General features: G+C 51.7%; 19 protein-coding genes. 3 read left to right on the top strand and 16 right to left on the bottom strand.

Features of this window, described 5'->3' with window-relative positions; translation table 11 throughout:
• Positions 1–199 precede the first annotated feature (199 nt).
• On the top strand, positions 200–3,142 hold the full coding sequence (locus tag KUV22_RS16375) for an alpha-amylase family glycosyl hydrolase (RefSeq protein ID WP_390625307.1): 2,943 nt from the start codon (positions 200–202) through the stop codon (positions 3,140–3,142).
• Positions 3,143–3,255: 113 nt separating this feature from the next.
• On the opposite strand, the gene KUV22_RS16370 is transcribed toward KUV22_RS16375, so the two are convergent.
• Complete coding sequence (locus tag KUV22_RS16370; protein ID WP_222232860.1) at positions 3,256–3,411, bottom strand: DUF2986 domain-containing protein; 156 nt, start codon at positions 3,409–3,411, stop codon at positions 3,256–3,258.
• A gap of 192 nt (positions 3,412–3,603) precedes the next feature.
• On the opposite strand from KUV22_RS16370, the gene KUV22_RS16365 reads away from it, so the two are divergent.
• On the top strand, positions 3,604–4,308 hold the full coding sequence (locus tag KUV22_RS16365) for a spermine/spermidine synthase domain-containing protein (protein WP_222232859.1): 705 nt from the start codon (positions 3,604–3,606) through the stop codon (positions 4,306–4,308).
• A gap of 17 nt (positions 4,309–4,325) precedes the next feature.
• Here the strand turns inward: KUV22_RS16365 and KUV22_RS16360 are convergent, their stop codons facing one another.
• Genes KUV22_RS16360 through KUV22_RS16345 form a run of 4 tightly spaced genes read right to left on the bottom strand, consistent with a single transcriptional unit; the run spans position 4,326 to position 6,669 of the window.
• The gene (locus tag KUV22_RS16360; RefSeq protein WP_222232858.1) at positions 4,326–4,976 is read right to left on the bottom strand and encodes a hypothetical protein; all 651 of its coding nucleotides are present in this window, start codon (positions 4,974–4,976) and stop codon (positions 4,326–4,328) included.
• Between the two features lie 50 nt (positions 4,977–5,026).
• The gene (locus KUV22_RS16355) at positions 5,027–5,614 is read right to left on the bottom strand and encodes a DJ-1/PfpI family protein (protein WP_222232857.1); all 588 of its coding nucleotides are present in this window, start codon (positions 5,612–5,614) and stop codon (positions 5,027–5,029) included.
• A gap of 29 nt (positions 5,615–5,643) precedes the next feature.
• Positions 5,644–6,072 carry a hypothetical protein gene (locus KUV22_RS16350; protein WP_222232856.1) on the bottom strand — a complete coding sequence of 143 codons (429 nt, stop codon included), beginning with the start codon at positions 6,070–6,072 and terminating at the stop codon, positions 5,644–5,646.
• On the bottom strand, positions 6,073–6,669 hold the full coding sequence (locus KUV22_RS16345; RefSeq protein WP_222232855.1) for a glutathione S-transferase family protein: 597 nt from the start codon (positions 6,667–6,669) through the stop codon (positions 6,073–6,075).
• 190 nt (positions 6,670–6,859) lie between these two features.
• Between KUV22_RS16345 and KUV22_RS16340 the strand changes: the two genes are divergently transcribed.
• Entirely contained in the window at positions 6,860–7,369 is a 510-nt protein-coding gene (locus KUV22_RS16340; RefSeq protein WP_222232854.1) for a MerR family transcriptional regulator, read from the top strand.
• A gap of 48 nt (positions 7,370–7,417) precedes the next feature.
• Here the strand turns inward: KUV22_RS16340 and KUV22_RS16335 are convergent, their stop codons facing one another.
• From KUV22_RS16335 to KUV22_RS16285, 11 genes are all read right to left on the bottom strand, one after another.
• A complete protein-coding gene (locus KUV22_RS16335; protein WP_222232853.1) occupies positions 7,418–7,816 on the bottom strand; it encodes a hypothetical protein in 399 nt (132 codons plus the stop codon).
• Between the two features lie 41 nt (positions 7,817–7,857).
• Positions 7,858–8,307 carry a hypothetical protein gene (locus KUV22_RS16330; protein ID WP_222232852.1) on the bottom strand — a complete coding sequence of 150 codons (450 nt, stop codon included), beginning with the start codon at positions 8,305–8,307 and terminating at the stop codon, positions 7,858–7,860.
• Between the two features lie 32 nt (positions 8,308–8,339).
• Positions 8,340–8,798, bottom strand: coding sequence for an FAD-binding oxidoreductase (locus tag KUV22_RS16325; protein ID WP_261319647.1), 459 nt, complete (start codon positions 8,796–8,798; stop codon positions 8,340–8,342).
• A gap of 66 nt (positions 8,799–8,864) precedes the next feature.
• Positions 8,865–9,119 carry a cupin domain-containing protein gene (locus tag KUV22_RS16320; RefSeq protein WP_390625306.1) on the bottom strand — a complete coding sequence of 85 codons (255 nt, stop codon included), beginning with the start codon at positions 9,117–9,119 and terminating at the stop codon, positions 8,865–8,867.
• Positions 9,120–9,266: 147 nt separating this feature from the next.
• Positions 9,267–9,542, bottom strand: a complete 276-nt coding sequence (locus KUV22_RS16315; protein WP_222232850.1) for a YceK/YidQ family lipoprotein — start codon at positions 9,540–9,542, stop codon at positions 9,267–9,269.
• 117 nt (positions 9,543–9,659) lie between these two features.
• Positions 9,660–9,977 carry a hypothetical protein gene (locus tag KUV22_RS16310; RefSeq protein WP_222232849.1) on the bottom strand — a complete coding sequence of 106 codons (318 nt, stop codon included), beginning with the start codon at positions 9,975–9,977 and terminating at the stop codon, positions 9,660–9,662.
• A gap of 319 nt (positions 9,978–10,296) precedes the next feature.
• The gene (locus tag KUV22_RS16305) at positions 10,297–10,986 is read right to left on the bottom strand and encodes a hypothetical protein (protein ID WP_222232848.1); all 690 of its coding nucleotides are present in this window, start codon (positions 10,984–10,986) and stop codon (positions 10,297–10,299) included.
• Complete coding sequence (locus KUV22_RS16300; protein ID WP_222232847.1) at positions 10,919–12,040, bottom strand: SH3 domain-containing protein; 1,122 nt, start codon at positions 12,038–12,040, stop codon at positions 10,919–10,921. The genes KUV22_RS16305 and KUV22_RS16300 overlap by 68 nt, the downstream gene beginning before the upstream one ends.
• A gap of 197 nt (positions 12,041–12,237) precedes the next feature.
• Positions 12,238–13,047: a DUF2971 domain-containing protein gene (locus KUV22_RS16295; RefSeq protein ID WP_222232846.1), complete on the bottom strand. Its 810-nt coding sequence runs from the start codon at positions 13,045–13,047 to the stop codon at positions 12,238–12,240.
• Between the two features lie 38 nt (positions 13,048–13,085).
• On the bottom strand, positions 13,086–13,499 hold the full coding sequence (locus KUV22_RS16290) for a hypothetical protein (RefSeq protein WP_222232845.1): 414 nt from the start codon (positions 13,497–13,499) through the stop codon (positions 13,086–13,088).
• An 82-nt stretch (positions 13,500–13,581) separates the two neighbouring features.
• A partial coding sequence (locus tag KUV22_RS16285; RefSeq protein ID WP_222232844.1) for a hypothetical protein occupies positions 13,582–14,320 on the bottom strand: 739 nt, incomplete at its 5' end.

Genomic DNA, 14,320 nt, shown 5'->3' with positions numbered 1-14,320 from the left:
ACACTTGGGGTTTGTGTGAGTGCTTTCACATTTTTCTGCCTGTTTACCCGCCTTAAAAATGCTTCGTGCTTGATGGCCTGGCGCGCATTTCATCCACGCCCCAAACAGGGGGGAGGTCAGCCCCGCGATGAATTCGCACCATGCAGACAGGGTCCTTCTATGGCTCGTAAAACCGCATAAAAATAACTCAGGTGAGATGATGAAGATGAACAGAAAAACCCTGGCGGTGGCCGGGTTGCTGCTATTTGCCAGCAGCGCCGCCCACGCCGAGTGGTTCTTGCGTGGTACCCATAACAACTGGCAAGCAGACCAGATGACCGATGTCGGCAGCAACACCATGCTGGCAGAAGACGTCGTATTTACCTCTGCCGGTCAATTCAAATTCGACCGCTGGGGCGACTGGAGTGAAAACTACGGTGCCAACCAGCAGCAAAACGGTCCTGACATCACTATTGCCGCCGGCACCTGGGATATCGAGTTCTACACCGATACCAAGGATTACAGCATTCAGCCTGCCGAAGCCCCCGATGCCGATAACGACGGCGTACCCGACAGCCAGGACCAGTGCCCGAACACTCCTGCTGGTGCCCAGGTAGATGCCAATGGTTGTGAAGTTGTGGTAACCCTGCAGCTGCATATTCGCGGTACGCACAACGGCTGGGTGCCCGGAGACCTGCTGAGCGATATCGGCGGTGGCCTGTACAGCGCCTGTCGCAACTTCACTGCCGGCGACGGTGGTGGCGGCCCGCGTTTCAAGATTGATCCGAACGGCGGCTGGGGCGGTGACGAGTTCCCCGCAGCGGACGTATCCGCCAGCGGCTGGACCGAAGTTGTGGTTAACGGCAACAGCCTGAGCATCACAAGTATCACGACCGACATGGCTGCCAACTGTGGCACCGGTGTTCTTGATACCGACGGCGACGGTGTGCCCGACGCCACGGACCAGTGCCCCAACACCCCGGCTGGCGCCGAAGTGGATGCCAACGGCTGTGAAATTATTCCAGACACCGATAACGACGGCGTACCCGATTCCGCGGACCAGTGCCCCAACACTCCCGCCGGTGCAGAAGTGGACGCCAACGGTTGTGAAATCGTAGTGGACTCCGACGGTGACGGCGTACTCGACGACGTCGACCAGTGCCCCAACACGCCTGCAGGCGCGACCGTAGACGCCAACGGCTGTGAAGTTGTACCAGGCCTCGAACTGCACCTGCGCGGCACCCACAACGGCTGGGTAGCGGGCGACCTGCTGACTCGCGTTGCCGGTACCGACAACTACGAAGCCTGTCGTAACTTCGCTGCCGGTGACGGCAACGGCGGCCCGCGCTTCAAGATCGATCCCGACGGCGGCTGGGGTGGTGACGAATTCCCCGCGGAAGACGTATCTGCCAGTGGCTGGACGCAAATTGTCGTAAACGGTAACAGCAGCGCAGTAGTCAGCGTCACTACCGACCTCGGTGCCAACTGTGGCGAAGTCGAGCCCGATAGCGACGGCGACGGTGTGCCCGATAGCATTGACCAGTGCCCGAACACGCCGCCCGGTGCCACCGTAGATGCCGACGGTTGTGAAGTGGTAACTCCGCCGCTGAGCGATTTCCGTAACCGCAGCATGTACTTCGTTTTTGTGGACCGCTTCCACAATGGCGACACCAGCAATGACGGTGGTAACAACCCCGCCGGCACTTCCGCCAGCAAACAGGCCGGTGGCCTGTCCGAGTGGAAAAAGTACTGGGGTGGCGACATCCAGGGTCTGATCGACAAGCTGGATTACCTGCAGAACCTCGGCATTACCGCCATCTGGGTAACCCCGCTGAATGACAACATCGACAACACCGGCAGCGATGGCGCTTACCACGGTTACTGGGGCCGCGACTTCTACGAAGTGGACGAGCACATGGGTGACTGGGCGCTGGTAGATCAGCTGGACGCCGAGATGGAAGCCCGTGGCATGAAGCTGGTACTGGATATCGCCCTGAACCACTCCAACCAGGACGACCAATACGAGTTCGGTGCATTGTACAAAGAAGGCACCTTCATCACCGACTTCCTGCAGGATGACGGTACCTGGTACCACCGCAATGGCGCCATCGCCGACTGTGGTGATAGTGACCCATCCACTACTTGTGGCAATGAGTGGAATGACCCCTGGTCGTACCAAAATAAAACCCTGTTCAACCTCACCGACTTTAACCACGGTGTAAGCAGCAACAGCGTTGCCGACCAGTACCTGATCGATGCCGCAGTTAAATGGATGCAGCACGGTGTAGATGCCTTCCGCATCGATGCCATCAAGCACATTGAGCCGAGCTTTATCAAACGCTTCCATGATGCTGTGAAAGCAGTGGATCAGGATGTGTATATCTTCGGTGAGTGGTATGGCGCAGGCGCTAACGACGTAGTTTCCATGGAGTTCCTGAATTCCGACAATGGCAAATCCGAGTTGTTGGACTTCAATCTGCGCGATGCAATCGAAGCGGCGATCGCCGGTGACAGCACCATGACCGAACTCAATACCCACATTGAGTCCCGTCCTGGCGCGATGGGTAGCAATGGCCGTGAAACCTGGCAGCCGATCTTCCTCGACAACCACGATGCGACCCGTACCAGCGTATTCCTGCAGACCTCCGGCCCTGTGGATAACGGTCGTACCGGTAAAGGCTTCGGCGAGGCACTGGCGGACGCCCGTCAGAACCTGGGTATGGCGCTGGTGATGACCCTGCCGGGCATCCCCACCATCTACTACGGAAGTGAGCAGAACTCCACCTGGTTCGACGCCAATGGCGATGGCCAGATCGGTCACGACCCGTACAACCGTGAAGCCATGCCGTCCTTCAGCGAAACCAGTGATGCGTTCCTGATGATCAAGGCACTGGCAGAACTGCGTGCACAGAGCCCGGCGCTGGCCTCCGGTAGCTACAACGAGCGCTGGGTGAACGGCGACATTCTCGTATTCGAGCGTGTTTCTGGCTCCGACAGCGTGATGGTTGCGGTAAACCGCGGTGGCAGCACCTCCATCAACGTGAGCAGCCTGAGCCTGGCCGACGGCCAGTACAACAGCCACACCAGTAGTGATGTGGTCAACGTGAGCGGCGGTTCTGCAGTACTGAACCTCGACGCAAACGAAGTGATTGTCCTGCACTAAGTTTCTGCAAGACACCACAAAAGCAAAAAGCCCCGGGTTTTACCCCGGGGCTTTTTTTATTTAGTAAAAGATCGACGTATCTATTCCAAAGTAAATCTTTACGGAAAAAGCGGTTAACTCTCGGTGTCGATATCAGTCCCGCCTTCCTGCTCCAGCTTCGCCCGCTCCGCCTTGGAGATATAACGCGGCTTCTTTTTCGGGTTCAGCTTGTCGTTAGCCTTCTTGGCCTTCTTCTTCAGGATCTGGTTTACCTTCTTTCTTCGGTTCATGGTTCGCTGGTGCTCGTACTGCTAAGCGGGGCTAGACTGGGGGTGGCCCCGTCACTCAGGACAGAAGGCGCAATGGGTCATCATAACGTCACCAGCCCAGCGAACCAACGTATGCTACAGTGCGCGCCCCGTCCAACGGCACTACTAAGCGCACAACCCTAAGCGCACAACCCCATTTAGCGAGCACGTAGTATGAAACCCTGGATTGAACTCGGCACCGCCCAGATCCCCAATAACGGTGGCGTGCTTACCCTGCGCCAGCGGGACCAGGAGTTCTCCATCTCCCTGTCTGGCCCCCGTGGCGAGTTGATGAACAGCCGCCGGTTCAACAGCGAGCAGCAGCTGTCGGTGCTGGGGTGTGCACACCTCAACAACAAAAAGAATGCCCGGGTGCTGGTGGGCGGCATGGGTATGGGTTACACCCTGGCGGCAGCGCTGGACGCGGTGACCGATTCCTCGGAGGTGATCGTCGCCGACCTGATCCCGGAAGTGGTTGAGTGGAACCGCGGGCCACTGGGGGAATGTGCCGGGCGCCCGCTGGATGACAGTCGCGTCGTCGAGCATATCGGCGATGTCGGCGAGTTGCTGGTGAACCGCAGTGGCGAATACGACGCCGTACTGCTGGATGTGGACAACGGCCCCGAGGGTCTGACCCATTCCGATAACAACTGGCTGTATTCCATCGAGGGCACCAGCAGTATCTACAAAAGCCTGGTACCCGGCGGCGTGCTGGCGGTGTGGTCGGCCTCGCCGGATGCGGTGTACGCCAACCGGCTGAAAAAAGCGGGTTATCAGGTCGAGGTTAAAACCGTGCGCGAACGCCCGGGCAAGGGCGCCCGCCACGCGATCTTTCTGGCCAAGAAGCCGCCGGGCCAGCGCGGACGCAAGCGCGGCTGACAAAAGGATTTAGCCGATTAGTGGGCCTGCTGATCCACCCGCGGCATAGCCCAGCGCACCACACCCGCCACCCAAAGAAATCCGATGATCCCACCCAGGTACACATTCATCGGGCCGCCCGGCGCAATAAACCCGGAGCGGCCAAACACGGTCACCGTCTCGATGGCCTGCTCCACAAAGAACAACACGCTCAAGCCGGTAAGCCAGCGCGGGATAATGGGCTTGCGCCCAAAGCCCAGTGCGATAAACGCCACAGCCATGGTCATGGTGGAGCCGTTTATCAGCGGCCCCCAGTAGGTGGGAATTTGGAACAGGGTGCGCGCGGTCGCCGCATCCAGCCCCTGGGGGTGGAAGGACAGGCCGGCCCAAAACCAGCCCTGCACCTGCGCGGTAATCGCAAAGCCGAGCACGCCGGCAAAGAAGATATAGCGCTGGGGCTTCGGCATCACCGCAGCAACCTGCGCGGCAAAGATTGCCAACCCAAGGGAGAAGAAGGCCGCTGTCCAGGCGTAAATACGGGCGTCAGCCCCGTTGTGAGAAAACCACTCGATAACCTCGCGCCCACTGGATTCGATGGTGGGGTAACCACTGCCCAGCACGGCAAAGCCCGCGACATAAAAAGCGCCGGCAGCGAGAATGTTGAGCAGCAGGATGCGCGAGGGTTGCATGCGGATCTCCGTAGGCCAATTTCCCCTGCATCGGCCCGGCAGAAAATCGCCTACAACGCGCGCTTCTGCCAGTCGTACTCCATCTGCTTGGCGGTTGCTTCCGCCAGTGCCAGATCGACGAGTTTGGAAACCAGATACAGGCTCATATCAATTCCAGCAGAAATCCCGGCGGACGTTACAAATTTCCCGTCCTCCACCCAGCGCTGTTCCGCCAACACCGTGAGATCGGGATAGCTTTCCTGCAGGTCCGCCAGGTCTTCCCAGTGGGTGGTCACGCGCAGGCCATTGATCTGCCCGGCCTCGGCAAGGATAAACGCGCCGGTGCACACCGAAGCTACATGGGGCGTCTTAGGGGCAACCTCAGTCACCCACTCAATCACCTTCGGGTTTTTCACCGCCTCCGTATGCACTCCGCCCACCACGATCAACAGGTCCATCGGTGGGTGGTTGTCGAAGGTGAAGTGCGGGTTAATGCCATAACCGCCACGGGCCATCACCGGCCGTTTGTGTTCCGCCACCAAAAATACGTTAAATGCATTTTGCGGGTTGGATAAGCGGCTGGCGGTGGAAAACACCTCAAACGGCCCGGAGAAATCCAGCACCTCGGCGTTGTCGTAAATAAATATCCCTACGTTCATTCTCTACTCCCTGCGGAATCGCCGCGTTTTTATCCTGCGCTCTCAGATACGGTATCCACACTGGCACGGCGTATCCGCACGCTGGCGCCAACGGACAGCAGCACCCCCGCCAATACCAGAACACAGCCAAGCAATGTGAATTCCCGCCCCGGGGAAAGCACCTGCGGCTCCGTGGCAAAGGCGTAGAGCAAAACCGGCTGGCTCAAAATCAGCATCCAGGAACCGGCCACTTGCAGTAAATAGTTCAGCTTGTCTGCCCGTGCGCTCCAGTAACAGCCAACCACTGCATTGAGCGCGGCGGCAAACAGAATGTACATGTGCGATGCACGGTACATCATGCGCTGCGCATCCATCGCCTGGTCGGGCAGAGCAAGCCCGCGCAACATGTACTGGCCGGTAATGGCAAATATCGCCAGAAACACCATGCCGCTCACTAAGTGAATTCGTTTTATTGTCATTTACACCATCGCCACATAATTCGGGTGGCTTTGAATTCGGTCGATCCAGCGCAAAATCGCCGGGTAACCACTCAGGTCGAAGCCGCCTTCGTCCGCCACATGGGTATAGCCGTACAGGGAAATATCTGCGATGGAAAGCGCGTCGCCGGCCAGATAATCCGTAGCCGCCAACTGCTCTTCCATCACCTTCAGCGCCTTGTGGCCACCGGCCTGTTTGGATTCGAATTCCGCCTTGCGTTCCTCCGGCATACCCAGGTACTTGGCAATAAACCGCGCAACCGCGATATAGGGCTCGTGGCTGTATTGCTCGAAGAACTGCCATTGCAAAATCTTCGCGTTGGCAAAGGCGTCTTCCGTGGCAAGCGCACTGCCGCTCACAAGATAATTCAGGATCGCATTGGATTCTGAAATACAGCGGCCATCATCCAGTTCCAGCAGGGGGATCTTGCCATTGGGGTTCTTCTGCAGAAAATCACTGGTCTGGGTTTCCCCGGCCAGAATGTCTACCTCGATCCACTCGTGGTCGATGTCGAGGATGGAAGCCAGCAGCTTGATCTTGTAGCAGTTCCCAGACCGAATATCTCCGTAGATTTTCATGGTGTTCTCCTGAACTCTGGATGTGCGCTCGGCGTTGAGCGAAGTGATACGGCGCGGTGGCGGCAAAGGTGCCACGGGTGCCCGGCCGTGAGGGGATGTAGCTGGCGCAAAGCCGGTGGCTACAATGGGTGTTGACCCGTCTATGGGATCAGGGTTGAGTATAAAGCCTCAGCCGTGACTTGGTAACCACATGCTTACAGTAACCCAACTGGCGCGAACCTTCGGGATCTCCAGAGCCACCATCCTGTATTACGAGCGGGAGGGCCTGCTGTTGCCCGCCAACCGCTCGGAGAACGGATATAGGTGGTACGGAGACAAAGAGGTCGAGCGCCTGCGAATGATCGTCTCTTATCGTTCCTATGGGATACCCGTAGCAAGTATTGCCGCGCTGATAGATCGCAAAGGCGAATCCCAGGCCCAGATTCTGAAGGCCCACTTCAAAGAGCTGGAGCAGGAGATTCAACTACTTCGAGCGCAGCAGAAAGCCGTCGTGGCCCTGCTGCAAGAACCCAATATGATGGAGGAAAACATGGTAACCAAAGAACGCTGGGTGGAAATTATGCGCGCCGCCGGTTTTGACGACGATGCGATGATTAAATGGCACCAGAAGTTCGAAGAGATGGAACCGGAAGAGCACCAGAAATTCCTGGAGTCTCTGGGGATTGATCAGGAAGAAATCGAGAAGATCCGCAAGTTCTAACGCGTAATCTTCCCGACCAGAATGGCTGGCGGTATCTGCCGCCGGCCATCACTCAACCCGCTGCCATACCTCATACTCCACGCGCTTGCCGTCTTCCCAGCGCTCGTTGTACCACAGCGAATCTTCGATTCTGGTGGTAAACGCAAACTGCGCACCGGTCGCCTGCCCGAACGAGTTGTAACGCAACGTCTCGGTATATTTACCGTCGGCCAGCTCATAAGTGCCGGTACCAGACGCCCAGAAGTCACCGCCCTTCATGGAGGTAAAGCTGAAGTGGGAATCGGAAATGACCTTCAGTGCCTGCATGTCCAGATCCTTGTAGTCCACCAGCGTGCCGCTACCGTCCACATAGTTGCCAGATACCAGTTCCCAAACCCCCACCAGCTCTTTCGCCGCAGATAGTGAACTCACTAGTGACAGCGCAATAGCGATAGCAAACTTCTTCATCGTACTTCCCTTTAAACGATTAACAATATGCGAGTAACCCATCAACGATGGCCGCGGTGCTTGGTATGGTTGGCCACCACCGCTGCCCCGGTAGAACCCACCACCGCACCGGCAAAGATCTTCACCAGGTCGATATAACCGGCAACATCCGGCACCGGCTCACCTTCCTCCGCCGCCAGCGAGATACCAAAGGCAATACCGCCGAACACGATCGCCAGCAGGGCAGAGATCAGCGTCACAGCAGAGAGCTGGTTCAAAATGTTCTCACGCCAGAAGGACTGCTGGGCCTCGGGGAAGCGCATACCCGGCGCATACTCCTTGGCCGCTTCCGATAGCGCTGCCGCCTTGGTCAGCTCGTTATTCGCATCCGCCAGCAACTCCTTGGCGCGCACCACGATCTTCTCGCGGATTTCAAAAAGGTGATCATCCAGCCAGAGGTCATCGTCCAGCTTGGTACCCGTGTGTTTCCCCAACCCTACTGCTTCGGTCATTGTTGTAAGTATCCCTGTGAGATTGTTATTTGTTATTGGTTTTCGTCTTGTTGGTTGTCGGTCTTGTTGTTGGTATTGCCGCTATCGGTATTGTCGTTATTTGTTTTATCGCTATCCGTTTTTCTGGCCGCTTCACTGCGTTCAAACGCCGCCAGCTCCTCTTCAGTAAGTGCTTTGTACCCGCGCCACATGGGCCAGCCATACCCCCAGCGGAAGTCCGTAGGCAGGTAGGGGGTGCCACCAATGCGCACACCGCCGAGCATTAGCAGAGCAATCTCTTCTTCACCGGTTTTCTCGACACAGGCTCGCAATGCCTCGTCCGCTGCCTCGCGCTCCTCAAAGGTGCCGCCCTTCCAATAGGCGTAATCGTGCGCGGTACAGCACTCTAGCCACAGCTCTTCCTGCTCGATGGTGCCGTCGGGGAAGGCACTGCAGCCGTCGGAGGTGAAGGGTTTGATCTCCACGGCAAGAGACTGAGTGCCAGCTAACATCAGCAGCACCAAATACGCGAGTCTTGTGGGGGAAAGGAAATACATAGGCATTGCTACAGTTTACCGTTAATCAACCAGTACACGATCCCCGTGGCTCGGAGGGGTAGAGGTAACGGTAAATATTAGGTTCTCGCCATGTGCATTGCGAAGTTGGTGCGGCGTGCCCGCGGGTACATGGATACCTTGCTGGGGATGCAATAAGAGCGTCGTACCGTCTACCTCAATCGTGGCAATACCGGACAGCACAAAAAAGAACTGCTCTGCGTGGTTATGGAAGTGGCGTACCTCGCCACAGCCGGGAGGTACGCGCTCTTGAATCACACTTAGGCTGGGCGATCTCACCAGATGCCAGCCATCGCAGGCATTACCCCATGTATAGTGTTCAGCAGTCTCTGATGAGATCATTTTTTGATTGTCAGCCTGTGCGAACTTTACATGTGCTAGTTAAGAGTTATGTAGCGTTTCTTACTAACGAGGAACATGGACATCCGGATTTCCGTAGCTAACTTGTTGATAAATAGTCAGCGGAAGTAGGGCTGTGTCTGCGATAGGTGAGAAGAACGCGATATCAAATACGTAAAACGCTGAAACGAGTACATTGTTGGATGATCCAGTGTTTTCCGCGTGAAAGCGACAGAAGTCGTAGGTTACACCGCTATAAATTCTGGTAGTACTTGTGCACTTGGTGTCATTCTTGTACAGGTCGTAGCCAATTTCAAAGTTCGACTTCGTGACAGTCTTCATGGAGCCGCAGGCTGCCAAGAGAAAAGAAATCGAAAGAAGTGATATTTTGTTAATCATGCCGTTCCTTAAATGGCTAAGTTAATGATTTGAGGAGTAAGAATGTATGTTTGCGCTGTGTTAGCTGGCTTCATTCTTTTCGATAGGGTAGTAGTACATTGTTAGTGTACGTTTCTTGCCGTAAAGGATGAGGCCCAGTGATGTAAGAATTGAGGCAAAGAAGCTGAACGTTACAGCTATAAATATACCCACGAGAGGGCCTCCAATTATCGCGCTACCACCAGTTAACGGCTCGCTACCCCAATAGAGCTTTACTAAACCAATTGATGCGAGTACACCTGATATTGCAAATAGTGGCACTATCGATAGGGTCATGCCAACAAAAATAATCTTAAATATAGATCTTGTTCTAAGTCGCTTTACTTCATATTCGTGCATTAAATTTCTCTAAATGTAATTGTAAAAAGATATTCTTTACTCATGTGGTGATCACGTTGCCATCTGTGGCGGCTCTAGAATCTGTGGGCGAAGCGCGTTGCGTAAGCCGCCGGCAGCATTGCCTGGTTATGAGCTATTTCGTTCTTACGAAGTACTCTCTGATGTTCAGATTTGGGAATAGTGAGCTTTGGCCCGCCACATAGATCCACATCCTATCCTCGTCATGAAAATGAAAGCTTACTTATGATGACTGCAAAACACGTATATTGTTGTGAGGCCCGCTGGGGTACACAGGGTCGCTGCAAAAAACTCGCATTTTTCAGGTTGTCTTCGTGTCATTGGTTTCAGATGATCTAAAGATATATTTTCTATAGATTGCTATTTCACATAATTTAATGGTGATATAGAAGGCTGATCCAGCAGCTGCGAATGCAGAAAAATAATTTCTCATCTGTCCTAGCCACAAAAGTCCTTTTACAAATGATGCTGTTAGCTGTAGGTCTGCGAGTCTGAGCAAGCTCAGAAAGTCTGCGAATAAATAAACTAGAAGACCAATCACATATACTACTACTGGTGCCATCAACGCTATAGTAAAAGGCTTTGCAATTTCATAACTTACAGCAGTCCCTCCAAATTCAGCCTTAAGCTCAGAAACCCATTCTAGTATCTCACTTTCAGTAATCGTCCGAGTTATATCTACACATCGTTTCTCATTCTTCGATATAAATTCAAAAGCTTCTTCGGGTGTATGAAAATTTTTCATGTAATTTACGCCAAGATTTGATACCCAAACGAAGTAGGTGCAAATGTCTTGGTTAAAATTCACTGGATTTCTAATCTTCTCGTCCTTGTGTAAGGTTTTTTGCAGATTAACGCCGCGCTCTGCGGCAAATTTGGGGCGCAGCGGAAAATTTGTCCGACAGCATCGCCTTGTTAGGGCTTTACCTGAATTTTGCAAGATATCTTGAAAAAACCCAGCCAGTGATTTGAGCGTCAGTTTCAGGATCATTCCACTCAATCAACGTCCAATTTTTTTGTTTTTCGATAACCAAAACAGTAGAAGAGAATCGTAAATATCCTATTGTTTCCGATTTGACCGAACCAGAGGCTCTTACATTCAAGGTGTCAGCTGATATGTACCTTAATGAGCTTAATACATCTTTATTTTCTATTACCGAGTTTACATTCGCTTTTAACTCTTTTGCTAGCGCTCTCTTGTCAGAGTTTAAGTATGATCTAACATGGTGATCTACGATTGGATTAATAAATGATGCAATCACTAAAATTATTAGTGGATATACGAAACAGATCAATATTCTCTGAGTTAATGGGTCTTTCTGTGACCTTATTTCATTTACTAAGTTGTTTATAGATTCTTCTAAAGAGCTTGATTCCTCTAGTGATGAATTATGAAATATTTCATCTGATAATTCTTGAAGTTCAGCTGCAGCAATACGCTTAGTAGCAAGTGAAACTACACCTTTACTATCTACTTCTATCTCTTGCTGGGCTTCATATGCAATATCCCTAATCGATTTAAGAGATACGCTATCAGCGATAGTCTTTCGTATGTCTGTAAATGGATCAGATATTAGAGCTAGAGATGCTCGTAGGTCTTTCATTGGATTTGTGAAAGACGCCATCATGTCACGATGCTCTTTCATGGGATCGGACATCAAGGCCATCGACGCTCTAAGATCCTTCATAGGATCAGAGATCGAAGCCATCATCTCGCGATGTTCTTTCAGAGGATCTGACATCAAGGCGATCGATGCTCGAAGATCCTTCATGGGATCAGCGATCGAAGCCATCATCTCGCGGTTTTCTTTCAGAGGATCTGACATCAAGGCCATCGATGCTCGAAGATCCTTCATGGGATCAGCGATCGAAGCCATCATCTCGCGGTGTTCTTTCAGAGGATCTGACATCAAGGCCATTGATGCTCGAAGATTCTTCATGGGATCAGAAATTGAAGCCATCATCTCGTGATGTTCTTTCAAGGGATCTGACATTAGAGCTAGCGATGCACGAATGTCCTTTAATGGATCTTTGAATCTACTCATTTATATCCCTTGATGAAGCTTCGCCATGATACACCTCCGTGTTAGGCCGAAACCTAACTATACAGGGTGTCTACTAAACGTGGGTAAGTCTTGGCCCTAACGCCGTGTTTTCCGGCGAAGTAAAATTGGTGGCTTTTTGCGCTTTCGCAAAAAAGCTATCGATTTCTCGGAGTCCAGTACAACACCTTGTTAGAAAATTAGCCCCATTCAGGGTGCCCAGGTATAACGACCTTATATTCCTTTTTTGTTGGCTCAGCACGATATAGCTTTATATCCCTTAATTCTTCGATATCTCTCAAGCTAGATAAGATTTTACTTAGCCGTTCATAATTGCCATCGGTCATTCTCATCCCAGCTATAACTGAGACCAACAGCTTATTTCTATTGTACTCATGAATCCCTGGGCCACGCTTGTGATCTAACACCCTATGCTCGCTTTCATATGACCATACAGATGATTTAGTAAAAATCATTTTTTGCAGTGTAGCCTGTGGGTCTTCGGCACCATATTTTACTTCTGGTCTTTGCTTTCCATAATGAACCTCTAGTGGTATTAGATTTTTACCCCCCTCTGTTACGGCTTCACATGTGCCATATAGGGGTATCTTGAGCTCAACCACAAATCCTTTATGGAAATCGGCGTAGTGAGACCACATCAAAATATTTGAAGGATCAGTAGATAAACAAACCACGCCGACCTCCAATAAAACGTTGTCAAGCGATTGACCACTATCTAAGTAAGCTTTGATTTGGTTAGCTATCTTTTTCTTTGACTGAATTCGTTTTGCTGGAGAAAGCTTCTTTTTTTTGCCTATTGCATGAATCAGCTCTTTCTTATTCTTATCAATTTCGTTTAGAGATTGGTCATCATAAGCCGGCCTACAATCGAAAGGATCGTTAAAATCCAACGGGCATGTGTATTTTAGTGTTCCATCTGTCAATACACATAGCGAACCCTCATCGAATGGGAGGTATTTATAAAGGTAAATATGCTCAACTTCAGTCATATGTATTTCTAACGTCCCGCTGTAGCGCATTGCTAGATTTATAGCGGGAAGACTACACCGCAGTTATTTCGGAGATCATCAAAGCTAATTTTTGCCAGCGAGATCTCCTCTTCCGTCCAGGCTGCGCCGTCTCTCCAAAATTTAGACTTTAGCCTCAGCTTCATAGAAAGAGCTGGATCGATTTCATTAAGCCTTATTGCAGCCCTATCCCACCTTTCGGCAATATCATGCTCTTCATTCACGCATTTATTCTGCCCATTTGTTAGTGCCGTATAATATCTACATGTTTTATGAAACGCTTCCGATACAGCTTCCTCTGCCTCCATTTTGAATCTCTTTGGAGATTTCTTATCATCCCGGATTGCAAAAATTGCCGTCTTGAAAAAATTCACGAGCATTGGAACCGTATTTTCTGGATCTTTTGCAAATTCGATTATTTTTTCAAAGCTCATAGTTTCACCGAAAATCTAACGCTTCAATAACCGGCGTTGATCTGCTACATCCGGCGCCTTAGGCGCGCAGTTGATTGAATTGTTAGCTTCTGCATCGTTCAGGGGTGCTAACTTGAGCATTGAATGCAGAGCGAATCTCTAAAGTTTGACCATTCCCAAATTCAACATCAGTAGCCACCATCATTCTATCTATTAGAGGTAGCTTATTATCCATTGAATGGATTAGTATTATGATGCTCGCCTCATGAATTTCACCGGGCTCTATTAAAGTATCTATAAATGAATACGAGTCCAAATCATAAACCCCAAACTTTTTCGCTTTTTGCAAGGTTTCGATCATTGATTCATCTTGTTTTCCAGAGATGTAGAAATCGTATGTCGGATTACGGTCCTTTATGATCTTTCCATCTTTAACGAATAAAACCTCGTCAATACCTGCTGGAACGTACCGCCTTAGGGATACCGCCCTCTTACCAGAGTTGTGAAAGATTATTGGGATAGACGCAAGCATTTCACAAGTATTTCTGTCAACGATACCTACTGCAACCGGTCCTCCGCCTTGCACTATATAGCCTTCATTTGCTTTATAGCTTTGATAAAGAGCCAGCCCACTCATTAGAAATGCAAAAATTGCGACAATGTCCGATAGCCCGTATTCGTTCTTGAATTTCAAATTAACCTCAATATTCCTTTTAAAGACAGTTAACGCCGCCAGCAGGGGCAGCTTACCTTGTGCACCACTTGCGCAAAACTGGGAGCAAAGCGACCTGCGCAAGTGGTGCACAAGGTAAGCTGTCCCGCGAAGGGCCGCAGGCCCGAAG

It is taken from the genome of Microbulbifer agarilyticus (genome assembly GCF_019800665.1).
Taxonomy (GTDB): Bacteria; Pseudomonadota; Gammaproteobacteria; order Pseudomonadales; family Cellvibrionaceae; genus Microbulbifer; species Microbulbifer agarilyticus_C.
This window is presented reverse-complemented; position numbering and strand designations above follow the sequence as displayed.

Bases quoted from the DNA above. Each gene is read 5' to 3' on its own strand.
- KUV22_RS16375 (WP_390625307.1), top strand. From the start codon at position 200: ATGAAGATGAACAGAAAAACCCTGGCGGTGGCCGGGTTGCTGCTATTT.
- KUV22_RS16370 (WP_222232860.1), bottom strand. From the start codon at position 3,411: ATGAACCGAAGAAAGAAGGTAAACCAGATCCTGAAGAAGAAGGCCAAG.
- KUV22_RS16365 (WP_222232859.1), top strand. From the start codon at position 3,604: ATGAAACCCTGGATTGAACTCGGCACCGCCCAGATCCCCAATAACGGT.
- KUV22_RS16360 (WP_222232858.1), bottom strand. From the start codon at position 4,976: ATGCAACCCTCGCGCATCCTGCTGCTCAACATTCTCGCTGCCGGCGCT.
- KUV22_RS16355 (WP_222232857.1), bottom strand. From the start codon at position 5,614: ATGAACGTAGGGATATTTATTTACGACAACGCCGAGGTGCTGGATTTC.
- KUV22_RS16350 (WP_222232856.1), bottom strand. From the start codon at position 6,072: ATGACAATAAAACGAATTCACTTAGTGAGCGGCATGGTGTTTCTGGCG.
- KUV22_RS16345 (WP_222232855.1), bottom strand. From the start codon at position 6,669: ATGAAAATCTACGGAGATATTCGGTCTGGGAACTGCTACAAGATCAAG.
- KUV22_RS16340 (WP_222232854.1), top strand. From the start codon at position 6,860: ATGCTTACAGTAACCCAACTGGCGCGAACCTTCGGGATCTCCAGAGCC.
- KUV22_RS16335 (WP_222232853.1), bottom strand. From the start codon at position 7,816: ATGAAGAAGTTTGCTATCGCTATTGCGCTGTCACTAGTGAGTTCACTA.
- KUV22_RS16330 (WP_222232852.1), bottom strand. From the start codon at position 8,307: ATGACCGAAGCAGTAGGGTTGGGGAAACACACGGGTACCAAGCTGGAC.
- KUV22_RS16325 (WP_261319647.1), bottom strand. From the start codon at position 8,798: ATGTTAGCTGGCACTCAGTCTCTTGCCGTGGAGATCAAACCCTTCACC.
- KUV22_RS16315 (WP_222232850.1), bottom strand. From the start codon at position 9,542: ATGAAGACTGTCACGAAGTCGAACTTTGAAATTGGCTACGACCTGTAC.
- KUV22_RS16310 (WP_222232849.1), bottom strand. From the start codon at position 9,977: ATGCACGAATATGAAGTAAAGCGACTTAGAACAAGATCTATATTTAAG.
- KUV22_RS16305 (WP_222232848.1), bottom strand. From the start codon at position 10,986: ATGATCCTGAAACTGACGCTCAAATCACTGGCTGGGTTTTTTCAAGAT.
- KUV22_RS16300 (WP_222232847.1), bottom strand. From the start codon at position 12,040: ATGAGTAGATTCAAAGATCCATTAAAGGACATTCGTGCATCGCTAGCT.
- KUV22_RS16295 (WP_222232846.1), bottom strand. From the start codon at position 13,047: ATGACTGAAGTTGAGCATATTTACCTTTATAAATACCTCCCATTCGAT.
- KUV22_RS16290 (WP_222232845.1), bottom strand. From the start codon at position 13,499: ATGAGCTTTGAAAAAATAATCGAATTTGCAAAAGATCCAGAAAATACG.